The sequence below is a fragment of the Brevundimonas sp. genome (assembly GCF_041919755.1).
Lineage (GTDB): Bacteria > Pseudomonadota > Alphaproteobacteria > Caulobacterales > Caulobacteraceae > Brevundimonas.
In genome coordinates this window covers 67,110-78,088 of record NZ_JAYRTD010000013.1, presented here as the reverse complement: position 1 = coordinate 78,088, position 10,979 = coordinate 67,110, and the positions used below count along the sequence as shown (strand labels likewise).

General features: G+C 66.3%; 9 protein-coding genes. 5 read left to right on the top strand and 4 right to left on the bottom strand.

The window, feature by feature from the left end:
* Nucleotides 1–488: 488 nt before the first annotated feature.
* Nucleotides 489–1,388: an SDR family NAD(P)-dependent oxidoreductase gene (locus ACE3TH_RS13720; RefSeq protein WP_374600528.1), complete on the top strand. Its 900-nt coding sequence runs from the start codon at nt 489–491 to the stop codon at nt 1,386–1,388.
* A gap of 132 nt (nt 1,389–1,520) precedes the next feature.
* A complete protein-coding gene (locus tag ACE3TH_RS13715) occupies nt 1,521–2,723 on the top strand; it encodes an acetyl-CoA C-acyltransferase (RefSeq protein WP_374600526.1) in 1,203 nt (400 codons plus the stop codon).
* A gap of 6 nt (nt 2,724–2,729) precedes the next feature.
* On the opposite strand, the gene ACE3TH_RS13710 is transcribed toward ACE3TH_RS13715, so the two are convergent.
* Nucleotides 2,730–3,455, bottom strand: a complete 726-nt coding sequence (locus ACE3TH_RS13710) for a helix-turn-helix transcriptional regulator (RefSeq protein WP_374600524.1) — start codon at nt 3,453–3,455, stop codon at nt 2,730–2,732.
* 267 nt (nt 3,456–3,722) lie between these two features.
* Here ACE3TH_RS13710 and ACE3TH_RS13705 point away from each other — a divergent pair, with 267 nt between their 5' ends.
* Nucleotides 3,723–4,337: a glutathione S-transferase family protein gene (locus ACE3TH_RS13705; RefSeq protein WP_374600522.1), complete on the top strand. Its 615-nt coding sequence runs from the start codon at nt 3,723–3,725 to the stop codon at nt 4,335–4,337.
* A 3-nt stretch (nt 4,338–4,340) separates the two neighbouring features.
* Here ACE3TH_RS13705 and ACE3TH_RS13700 read toward each other — a convergent pair whose 3' ends face one another.
* The 3 genes from ACE3TH_RS13700 to otsB all read right to left on the bottom strand — a co-directional run bounded on the left by ACE3TH_RS13700 (nt 4,341) and on the right by otsB (nt 8,511).
* A complete protein-coding gene (locus ACE3TH_RS13700; RefSeq protein WP_374600520.1) occupies nt 4,341–5,768 on the bottom strand; it encodes a trehalose-6-phosphate synthase in 1,428 nt (475 codons plus the stop codon).
* Nucleotides 5,769–5,941: 173 nt separating this feature from the next.
* Nucleotides 5,942–7,726, bottom strand: a complete 1,785-nt coding sequence (locus ACE3TH_RS13695) for a glycoside hydrolase family 15 protein (protein ID WP_374600518.1) — start codon at nt 7,724–7,726, stop codon at nt 5,942–5,944.
* Nucleotides 7,723–8,511, bottom strand: a complete 789-nt coding sequence (gene otsB / locus ACE3TH_RS13690) for a trehalose-phosphatase (protein ID WP_374600517.1) — start codon at nt 8,509–8,511, stop codon at nt 7,723–7,725. The genes ACE3TH_RS13695 and otsB overlap by 4 nt, the downstream gene beginning before the upstream one ends.
* A 125-nt stretch (nt 8,512–8,636) precedes the next feature.
* Here otsB and ACE3TH_RS13685 point away from each other — a divergent pair, with 125 nt between their 5' ends.
* Together ACE3TH_RS13685 and ACE3TH_RS13680 are read left to right on the top strand one after the other, a co-directional pair.
* Entirely contained in the window at nt 8,637–9,629 is a 993-nt protein-coding gene (locus ACE3TH_RS13685; RefSeq protein WP_374600516.1) for an SIS domain-containing protein, read from the top strand.
* 135 nt (nt 9,630–9,764) lie between these two features.
* Complete coding sequence (locus ACE3TH_RS13680) at nt 9,765–10,970, top strand: acetyl-CoA C-acetyltransferase (RefSeq protein WP_374600515.1); 1,206 nt, start codon at nt 9,765–9,767, stop codon at nt 10,968–10,970.
* Nucleotides 10,971–10,979 lie beyond the last annotated feature (9 nt).

Genomic DNA, 10,979 nt, shown 5'->3' with positions numbered 1-10,979 from the left:
GTCGGTGTCAAAGTTCAGGACCGGACCGTTGGTCTGCGAAACCAGCTCAAGATCGTCCGAGATCGTGTGATAGCCAGCGTCGATCGCACCGTACCAGCCATTCGGCTCCGCCGAAGCCGTTCCGGCAGTGAACAGGCTCGCCAAAGCGACGCCAGCAAGAAGTTTCAGCTTCATGATAGTCCTCATACTCGTGATTGTCGGATGTACACGTCTTTACACGTGACACTCGGTGGCCGAACGACATTGTGGCGCTCGGGTTCCGCGTTCCCGCCTGCAATGCGGCAACTGTGGCGCCATTTCAACATATTTAGCCGCGTTAACGGCGTTTGCTGCTCCTTGCCGCTTTCTGGCAGAGCAGTTTCCGGCCCGGGGGTTGGGGGGAGGTGTGTTGTAGCCTGAAGTAGGCGCGTCGCGCCAAGCTGGTTTCCTTGTTTCGTTTCCGGCAATAGGGAAGACTGGAATAATCCAGGAGAAACTGACGCATGACCATGACATTCGGGGGCCGGGTGGCCATCGTGACCGGGGCTGGCGGCGGTTTGGGTCGCGAGCATGCACTGGCATTGGCCAAGCGCGGGGCCAAGGTGGTCGTCAATGACTTCGGCGGCGCTCGCGATGGCTCTGGCGGCTCAGCTACGGCCGCGGAAAGCGTCGTCGCCGAGATCGTGGCCGCGGGCGGAGAGGCCATGGCCAATGCGGCCTCGGTCACGGATGCGGCGGCGGTCCAGGCCATGGTGGATGAGGTCATGGCCAAATGGGGCCGGGTCGATATCCTGGTGAACAACGCTGGCGTACTACGCGACAAGACCTTCGCCAAGATGGAGCTGGAGGATTTCCGTTTTGTCGTCGACGTCCATCTGATGGGGGCGGTGAACTGCACCAAGGCGGTGTGGGAGATCATGCGGACCCGGAACTATGGCCGCATCGTCATGACCACATCGTCATCGGGGCTGTATGGCAATTTCGGCCAGTCCAACTATGGCGCGGCCAAGATGGCCCTGGTGGGCCTGATGCAGACCCTGTCGATCGAAGGGGCCAAAAACGACATCCGCGTCAACTGCCTGGCCCCCACCGCCCATACCCGCATGACCGAGGATCTGGGGGCAGCCCTGCCGCTGGAGAAACTGGGGCCCGACCGCGTCACGCCGGGCCTGCTGTATCTGGTCAGCGAGGACGCACCCAGCCGCTGCATCCTGGCCGCCGGTGCCGGCGGGTTCGAGCGCGCCTATGTCACCCTGACCCAAGGGGCGTTCATCGACGGCGACGACGCCCCGGAACAGGTCGCCGCCCGCTTCGCCGAGATTTCAGACCGCGCCGGAGAGATCGTTCCGGACATGGGGGCCGCCCAGGGAATGATCGAGCTGTCCAAGGCCCAGAAGGCGCATAGCTGACATCACGACCTGTCCATTGAGTCACCCTTGCCTTGACCCGACGGCAAGCGCTTACAGTCCTTACTGAGGTAACCCGCGCTCAAGCAGCGAGCGACCGCGTCGCGAGCGTTAGCGCCATGAAGGAAGAATGCCATGCGTGAAGCCGTCATCGTCTCGACCGCCCGAACCCCCATCGGGCGCGCCTATCGCGGGGCGTTCAACGACACCCAGGCTCAGCAGCTGGGGGCCCACGCCGTCCGCCACGCCGTCCAGCGCGCCGGCGTCGATCCGGCCGAGATCGAGGACGTGATCATGGGTGCGGCCCTGCAGCAGGGTTCGACCGGCACCAATGTGGCGCGCCAGGTCGCCCTGGCCGCCGGCCTGCCGGTGACGGTACCGGGCATGAGCCTGGATCGTCAGTGCGCCTCTGGCCTGATGGGCATCGCCACGGCGGCCAAGCAGGTGATCTATGACCACCAGAAGATGGCGGTCGGCGGCGGGCTGGAGAGCATCTCCCTGGTCCAGAACCAGCATATGAACCTGTACCGGATGAAGGATGAGGCGCTGCTGAAACAGGCCCCGCACATCTATATGTCGATGCTGGAGACGGCAGAGGTCGTGTCGCGTCGATACGGCATCTCGCGCGATCGCCAGGATGAATATGCGCTCCAGTCCCAGCAGCGGACGGCCCAGGCGCAGGCCGAAGGTCGGCTGGATGCCGAGATCGTGCCGATGACCACCACCATGCAGGTCGTGGACAAGGCGACCGGCCAGGCCTCGGCCAAGGAAGTCACGCTGTCCAAGGACGAGGGCAACCGTGCCGACACGACGCTGGAAGGCCTGAAGGCGCTCAAGCCCGTCTTCGGCGGCGGCGAGGAAATCCAGCAAGGCGAGTTCATCACCGCCGGCAATGCTTCCCAGCTGTCCGACGGGGCCTCGGCCTGCGTGATCATGGAGGCGGGCGAGGCGGTGAAGCGCAGCCTGCAACCGCTCGGGGCCTATCGCGGCATGGCCGTGGCCGGGTGCGAGCCGGACGAAATGGGCATCGGTCCGGTCTATGCCGTGCCGATCCTGCTGCGCCGCCACGGCCTGACCATCGACGACATCGGTATCTGGGAGCTGAACGAGGCCTTCGCGTCGCAGGTTCTGTACTGCGCCGACACGCTCGGCATTCCAATGGACCGGCTCAATGTGTCCGGCGGGGCCATCTCCATCGGCCACCCCTATGGCATGTCGGGGGCCCGCATGACCGGCCATGTCCTGATCGAGGGCAAGCGTCGCGGGGCCAAATACGGTGTCGTCACCATGTGCATCGGCGGCGGCATGGGCGCGGCGGGCCTGTTCGAAATCTACTGACGGGGCTCAGGCGCAGGGTTCGCTAATGCCCTGCGCCGCCCACTTCGCCCGCTCGGCCTCGATCAGCTTGAACCAGCGCGCACGCAGTGCGGCAGGACGGCCCGGATAGCGGTCGTCCAGATAATCGGCCTCGACCACCCGATCCGTGCGGAAGGTGCGAAAGTCGTCGCGCGTCTCGCACCAGCCGACCAGCAGGCGCGTCGTCTCGCGATAGCCGACCAGGCAAGGCCAGATGATCCGCTGCGTCTCGCGCCCCTGTTCGTCGGCGTAATGAAGCCGCAGCTTTCGCCCCGCATGGATCGCCGCGCGGACGCGCGCCATGTCCAGGGTCTCGACCGCATGCTGCCAGGCAGGCGGCGTGGATACCGCCGGCTCCATGATCACGGGGCGCAGCCGCTCGGGCACGGTCGCCGCGATCTTCGCGATCAGATCGTTGGCCGCGCGGGCCAGACCGGGATCGCCGCGCCCGGCCACCCATTGCGCCCCCAGCACCGCCGCCTCCACCTCGTCCGAGGTCAGCATCAGCGGCGGCATGTCGAAGCCGCCGTCAAGTACATAGCCGATCCCTGCCTCTCCCCGGATCGGCACGCGTTGGCCCATGAGGGTGGCGATGTCGCGATAGATGGAGCGTTTGGAGGTTTCCAGCTCCGCCGCCATGGCGTCGGCCGTCACCGGCCTGGACGACCGGCGCAGCACCTGGATGATCTGGAACAGACGGTCGGCGCGTCTCATGTTTGTGGGCGCTAACGCTTGCCGCGCGGCGGCTCGCTACTTGAGCGCCGACTTGGTGGCGTCGTCGCAAACGACGCGGTCGTTTGCGGCTTGAGCGCGGGCTCCTTTCTCGATGACAAAACCAAGATGCCGCATCACTGCTGACAGCATGCTGGCAGCAGGGTGGCAGTAGTTCAAGGGTGTCGGCGGCGAGGGGCTGCCGAGGCGCTCAAGCAGCGAGCCGCCGCGCGGCGAGCGATAGCGCCAACAACGAAGGGAGATTTCAACATGCTCACCCTCTTCCACGCGCCCCAGTCGCGGTCGTCGCGGATGGTCTGGCTGATTGAGGAGCTCGGCATCGATTGTCAGGTCCGCTACTGCCAGATCGCCGTGCGCAACGGTCAGGTGGTCGGCGAGGCCGATCCGGCCAATCCGCATCCGGACGGCAAGGTGCCGGCTCTGCGTCACGATCAGGCCGTGATCACCGAGTCCGCCGCCATCGCCCTGTATCTCGTGGACATGTTCCCGGACGCCGATCTGGGCGCCCTGCCGGGATCGGCCGAGCGGGGTGCTTTGCTGACCTGGATCTGCTGGGCGGTTGGCGAGCTGGAACCGGCCATCTGGTCCAAGATGACCGGCGAGGCGGACCGCGATCCTCTGGCCAGGACGCGGTATCAGGCGGCTGCGGATCGGCTGCTGGAGGCCCTGTGGGTCGGACCCTATCTGATGGGCGGGCGGTTCACGGTTGCGGACATCATGGTGGGGTCCAGCCTGGCCTGGGCCAGGTCCTTCCTGCCGGAAAGCCCCCTGCTGGACGCCTATGCAGAGCGGCTGGCGCAGCGCCCTGCCCGCATGCGTGCCGACGCCCGGGATGGGGAAGTGATGGCCCTTAACGCCGCATGAGGCTCAGGCTGCGTTGGCGGGGGTGATGTCATCATCCCCGTTCGCGGGCCGCTCGATCGCACGCAGCGTCGAAACGAAGTCGTCCCGCCAGACGCTGACATCGGTGTCGCGCACCACCTGCATCAGGGCCTGCCATTTCCGCCTGCGCTCTTCCAGCGGCATGGTCAGGGCGCGCTTGATCGCGTCGGCGACCTCTTCACGACTAAACGGATTGACCAGCAGGGCCTCGCCCATCTGTTCGGCCGCCCCGGCAAAGCGCGACAGGACCAGGACGCCGGGATCGTCCGGATTCTGGGCCGCGACATATTCCTTGGCGACCAGGTTCATGCCGTCGCGCAGGGGCGTCACCAAGCCGACGCGAGCGGCGCGATAGATGCCCGCCAGCTGGTCCCGGCGATAGGTGCGGTTGATGTAGCGGATGGGCTGCCAGTCCATGTCGGCATATTCGCCATTGACCCGCCCGGCCAGGGAATCCAGCCGCCCGCGAATGTCCTGATAGGTGTCGACGTCGTCCCGGCTGATCGGCGTGACCTGCAAGAGGAAGACCTGTCCGCGCATGTCGGCGTTATCGTGCAGGAACTGCTCATAGCCCAGCAGCCGTTCCTCCAGACCCTTGGAATAATCCAGCCGGTCGACGCCCACCATCATGGAGCGAAACGCCGAGGAGGCCGCCATCCGGTCGTAGGTGCGACGCCCGAAGGCGGAATTCCGGGCGTCGAGAAAGCCCTCGACGTCGATGCCGATGGGAAAGACGCCGGTCTGGACCGTCTTGCCGAAGGCTTCCAGCGCATCGTTGGGAAGAAGTTTGCCGTCCACGCTCGGTTCGGAGGCCACATAGTCGCGGAACAGGTCCAGCCATTCGCGGGTGTGAAAACCGATCAGATCGTAGTCGAACATCGACTCCACCAGCCGACGGTGGTGCGGAAGGGTGACCAGCAGCTGACGCGCGGGCCAGGGCGTGTGCAGGAAGAAGCCGATCCGGTTCCTGATGCCCAGCCGTCGCAGGTCCCGCGCCATGGGGATCATGTGATAGTCATGGACCCAGATGATGTCGTCCGGTTGGATCAGCGGAGCCAGAACCTCGGCGAAGCGGGCGTTGGTCCGCTCGTAGCCCTCGCCATAGGTGCGCTCATAGGCGGTCAGATCGACCCGGTGGTGGAACAGCGGCCACAGGGTCTTGTTGGCATAGCCGTTGTAATATTCGCCGACGTCCTGCGCCTCCAGGTCGACCAGGGCGACCGTGACGCCCGCCCGATCCTCGATCTTGGCCTCGCCGGTGAAATGCTCGACGGTTTCGCCGGACCAGCCGAACCACAGTCCGTCATAGGTCTTCAGCGCCGCCGACAGGGCCATGGCCAGACCACCCGCGGACCCGGCGGAGGGGTCCTTGGGGGCAGAGACGCGGTTGGAAACGACGATCAGGCGGCTCATGGGCGACTAACGAACAGGCGGCTGGAGAGTTCGCATTCCTCCCCCACCGAGGGAGGGGAACCAACCCGAAGGGTGGTGGAGGGGGCAGGCCGCGCTGCCGGTGTCTGGGGTTGGCCCCCTCCACCGCTTCGCGGTCCCCCTCCCCCAAGGGGGGAGGAATGATGCGGCGGCCTTCATCGCGCGTCCGTCCAGGATCGGCTGAGCAGGACCGCGCAGTTGATGATGCCCACCAGCGAATAGGTCTGCGGATAGTTCCCCCACAGCTCGTTGTCGCCCAAGGAGATGTCCTCGCTGAGCAGGCCCGCATGGGTTCGGCGGCTAAGCATCTGTTCGAAGATTTCGCGCGCCTCCTCGGTACGTCCGTTCTGGTGCAGAGCTTCGATGAACCAGAAGGTGCAGAAGTTGAAGGCCGTCTCCGGCTCGCCGAAATCGTCCGGCTCGACGTAACGGAACAGATAGGGTCCCTTTTTCAGATCGCGCTCGATGGCGTCGAAGGTCGCGACCTGGCGCGGGTCCATCGGATCGATGAAGCCCAGATCGGTCATCTGGAGCAGGCTGGCATCCAGCTCGCGATTGCCGAAACTGGCGGCGAACCGGCCTTCATCCGGCAGGAACGTCTCCGCCTCGACGCGCTTATGGATGATGTCCGCCCGCTCGCGCCAGAGGGTCGCCCGATCCCCAAGGCCCAGATGCGCCGCCGCCTTGGCCAGACGGTCGCAGGCGGCCCAGCACATGACCGAGGAATAGGTATGGACCCGCGCGATGGTGCGGAACTCCCACAGACCGGCATCGACCTGATCATGCATGGCGAAGGCCCGGTCGCCGACCCTTTCCAGGGCGTGGAAGTCCTCGACCGTGCCGGGACGCAGCAGTCGCTGATCGTAGAAGCTCTGGACCAAGGGCAGGACGATCTGGCCATAGACGTCGTGCTGCAAGTGCTCGCGCGCCTGATTGCCGACGCGGACCGGCTTCATGCCGCGATAACCGGCGACCGTTTCGGTGATCCGCTCGTCGATATCTTCTTCCAGACCGACGCCATAGACGGGCTGCACATGGCCACCCGCCGACTGGTCGACGAGGTTCCTCAGATAGCCGAGATAGTTCTCCAGGATGTCGACGGCCCCCAGCCGATTGAGGGCCCGCACGGTGTAATAGGCGTCGCGGATCCAGCAGTAGCGATAGTCCCAGTTGCGCCCGCTCTCCGGAAACTCCGGCACCGAGGTGGTCATGGCGGCGACGATGGCCCCCGTCTCCTCGTAGGCGCAGAGCTTCAGGGTGATGGCGGCGCGGATCACCGCCTCCTGCCAGTCCAGCGGCAGATAGAGCGTTCGCACCCAGTCCTGCCAGTAGGCAACCGTGCGATCGAGGGCGGCCTGCACGCCCGCACCGACCTCCTGATCATAGCCCTCGTCCGGCCCGAGGAAGAAGGCGTGGGGCTTTTCGAGACGGAACGTCCGCTCGTCGAGGATATGCGACACCGGGCAGTCGGTGGTTAGGCGGAAGGTGACGTCGGTGCAGACATAGCGGATGTGGTTTGATCCACTGGTGCACTCCGCCCGACGCGCGCCCCAGTCGGCCGAGGGACGTAGCCGCACAGTGATCCTCGGCGAGCCGTTCAGCGGACGCACGATCCGCCCAAAGGCCAGCGGCCGATAGGTGCGGCTGTGCTTCATGTGGCGAGGGGCGAAGTCGATGATCTCGACGGAGGCACCGTCCGAGGCCGTCAGTACGGTGCGAAGCACAGGCGTGTTGCGGATGTAGGCCTGCTCGACCGAGGCCTGCCCCTCCAGCCGGATGTCCCAGAAACCGTGGTCGGGATCGTTGCCGTCCATCAGGGCCGAGAACACAGGATCGCCGTCGACACGCGGGGCGCAGGCCCATACGAAGCGGCCTTCGCGGTCGATCAGGGCGCTGATCGAACAGTTGCCGATGGGGGCGAGATCCAGGTTGGGGGTCATGCGATCTCCTCGATCCGGTCCAGCCAATCCAGCACGGCGTCCACGTCGGGAAGGCCGAAGCGAGCGGCCGTTTCGCGCGGTGGTCCGACCAGGACGCCGAACCCGCCCAGTGCCTCGGCGGCCCGGAAGCCGTATTCGTCCGTCAGATCGTCGCCCAGCATGATTGGTACGGCCCCCTTGAAGGGCGCCTCGTTCATGAAGGCCGTCAGGGCGGTCCCCTTGTCCGATCCCGGCGTCTTCAGTTCGACCACCAGATTGCCGGGTTGAAGGCTCAGCCCCGTCTCCTCGGCCAGGCGCTCGGCCAGGGCCTCCGCGGCGGCGGCGTGGGTGGGGGCACCCCGGAAGTGCAGGCCGGCGGCCACCGTCTTGTCCTCGACGATCATGCCGGGTCGCGTGCGGGCAAAGTCATCGAAGGCCTCGACCGCCTCGCGCACGGCCGGATCGGGCTCCGAGCGCAACATCTCGCCATCGGCCCTGCGGCGTTCCAGCCCGTGCACGCCCGAGGCGGAAGCCACCGCCTGGTCGGCGATGCGGTCGATCTCCCTGATCGTGCGTCCGCTTAGAATGGCAACCTTCCCGGATAGGCGCTGGCCCAGCGATTTCAGGCTGGCCGTGCGACGAGGATCGGCGACCACATCGTCCGGCGTAGGGGCCAGGGGGGCCAGGACGCCGTCCATGTCCAGAAACAGGGCCGGGCGGTGAAGGCGAAGGGGCGGGGGCGGCAGTTGCGCGGGGGTGTCGGCGCGCGCTGTCGCGGCGCCCTGGGTCGTCTCTAGCGTCACCATGGGCCTCCTAACGCATCAACCGCCGGGGGTTTCCCTGCAAGCGTCACCTTTTCTTCGCGGGCGCAGCATGACGGGGAACCGGCTCAACATTGTGAAACCGCCGGGGATGGGTCAAATCCCTGTCCATGAGCACGACCGAGCCCCTCTCCGCCGATCCCGCCGCCATGGTCGCCCGTGCGCGGGAGGTGATCGCCCTGAACATCTCGGCCCTCCAACAGCTGGAAGCGGCGATCGACGACAGCCTGGCCCGGGCGGTCGAGATTATCCTGTCGCGTCCCGGCTATCTGGTGGTCACGGGCATGGGCAAGTCCGGCCACATCGGTGGCAAGATCGCCGCGACCCTGGCGTCGACCGGCACCAACGCCTTCTTCGTCCACCCGGCTGAGATGAGCCACGGCGACCTGGGCATGCTGCGCAAGGATGTGACCCTTCTGGCCATCTCCAACTCGGGCGAAAGCCGTGAACTGCGCGATCCGCTGATCTACTGCCAGCGCGAGCGCATTCCGGTGATCGGCATCACTCAGCGGCCGAACAGCTTCCTGGGCCGGATGTCGGCGGTCTGCCTGACCCTGCCCAATGCGCCCGAGGCGCATCCGGACGGCCTTGCGCCGACCACCTCGACCCTGATGACCCTGGCCATGGGGGATGCCCTGGCCATGGTCCTGACCGAGCGGCGCGGCTTCACCGCTGAGGATTTTGGCCTGCACCACCCCGGCGGCAAGCTGGGGATGAGCCTGCAAAGCGTGCGCGACTGGATGGGCGACCGCCCGCCCGTACCCGCCACGGTTCCGCTGGATGCCAGCTTCGCCGAGGTCGTGTCGGCCATCACCGAGGGCCGCAAGGGGGCCGCCGCCGTGGTCCATCCCGACGGCAGCCTGGCCGGGATCGTGACGGACGGCGACGTGCGCCGGGCCTTTGCGCGCGGCGATCTGAGCGGCCTGACCGCCGCCGACGTCATGAGCCCCCGGCCCAAGGTCATCAATCCTAGCGCGCGCATGAGCGACGCCATCGACCTGATGACCCAGAACAAGATCGCCACGCTTCTGATCGTCGAGGACGACAGCCCTGTCGCCATCGTCCACATCGCCGAGCTGATGCAGGCCGGCTACGTCGGCTGACCCTCTAAATACTTGACGTTGACGTAAACGTAGGGCTTTTGTCCCGCGAGTTTCGAATTCGCACCCTGTCCCTCATGCAGCAAGGCGCTGTGCGCCGAGCGTTAGGGACCCCAGAAACAAGAGAGACACCTCTCCATGACCGAAGCCTACATCTACGACGCCGTCCGCACCCCGCGCGGCAAGGGCAAGAAGGACGGGTCTCTGCACGAGATCACGGCCCTGTCGCTGGCCACCCAGGTGCTGGAGGCGCTGCGCGACCGCAACGATCTGGACACCTCCAAGGTCGACGACGTCATCCTGGGCTGCGTCTCTCCGGTGGGCGAACAGGGGGCGGACATCGCCCGCACGGCCGTGCTGAACGCGGGCTGGGCCCAGACGGTGGCCGGTGTCCAGATCAACCGCTTCTGCGCCTCGGGCCTGGAGGCGGTGAACATGGCGGCGGCCAAGGTGAAGTCCGGCGAGGCCGATTTCGCCGTCGGCGGCGGCGTCGAGGCCATGAGCCGCGTGCCGATGGGCAGTGACGGCGGGGCCTGGCCGGTCGATCCGTCCAGCGCCTTCTCCACCTATTTCGTGCCGCAAGGCGTCTCGGCCGACATGATCGCCTCCAAATGGGGCCTGAGCCGCGACGACGTGGATGCCTATTCGGTCGAGAGCCACAAGCGCTCGGCCCGCAGCTGGGAAGAGGGTCGGTTCAAGAAGTCGGTCGTCCCCGTACTGGATCAGCTGGGTCTGGTTCGTCTTGATCGCGACGAAACCATCCGTCCCAACACAGACATGCAGACCCTGGGCGCGCTGAACCCGTCGTTCGCGGCCATGGGCGAAATGGCCTTCGACGCGGTGATCAACCAGCGCTACCCCGAGGTCGAGCGCGTCAACCATGTCCACACGCCCGGCAACTCGTCGGGCATCGTCGATGGTTCGGCCGGCGTCCTGATCGGCTCGCTGGAAGCGGGCAAGGCGCTGGGCCTGAAGCCGCGCGCCCGCATCGTCGGGGCCGCCTCGATCGGCTCCGAACCTTCCATCATGCTGACCGGGCCGGAGTTCGTGGCCAACAAGCTCTTGGCCAAGCTGGGCATGCAATCGACCGACATCGACCTGTATGAGCTGAACGAGGCGTTCGCCGCTGTCGTCCTGCGCTTCATGCAGGCGCTCGACATCGACCCTGACAAGATCAACGTATGCGGCGGGGCGATCGCCATGGGCCACCCCCTGGGGGCGACCGGCGCGATGATCACCGGCACGGTGCTGGACGAGCTGGAGCGGTCGGACAAGTCCACCGCCCTGATCACCCTGTGCATCGGCGGCGGCATGGGCACGGCCACCGTCATCGAACGCGTCTGAGGATCACGA

Bases quoted from the DNA above. Each gene is read 5' to 3' on its own strand.
- otsB (WP_374600517.1), bottom strand. From the start codon at position 8,511: ATGGTGACGCTAGAGACGACCCAGGGCGCCGCGACAGCGCGCGCCGAC.
- ACE3TH_RS13715 (WP_374600526.1), top strand. From the start codon at position 1,521: ATGCGTGAAGCCGTCATCGTCTCGACCGCCCGAACCCCCATCGGGCGC.
- ACE3TH_RS13700 (WP_374600520.1), bottom strand. From the start codon at position 5,768: ATGAGCCGCCTGATCGTCGTTTCCAACCGCGTCTCTGCCCCCAAGGAC.
- ACE3TH_RS13680 (WP_374600515.1), top strand. From the start codon at position 9,765: ATGACCGAAGCCTACATCTACGACGCCGTCCGCACCCCGCGCGGCAAG.
- ACE3TH_RS13720 (WP_374600528.1), top strand. From the start codon at position 489: ATGACATTCGGGGGCCGGGTGGCCATCGTGACCGGGGCTGGCGGCGGT.
- ACE3TH_RS13710 (WP_374600524.1), bottom strand. From the start codon at position 3,455: ATGAGACGCGCCGACCGTCTGTTCCAGATCATCCAGGTGCTGCGCCGG.
- ACE3TH_RS13695 (WP_374600518.1), bottom strand. From the start codon at position 7,726: ATGACCCCCAACCTGGATCTCGCCCCCATCGGCAACTGTTCGATCAGC.
- ACE3TH_RS13705 (WP_374600522.1), top strand. From the start codon at position 3,723: ATGCTCACCCTCTTCCACGCGCCCCAGTCGCGGTCGTCGCGGATGGTC.
- ACE3TH_RS13685 (WP_374600516.1), top strand. From the start codon at position 8,637: ATGAGCACGACCGAGCCCCTCTCCGCCGATCCCGCCGCCATGGTCGCC.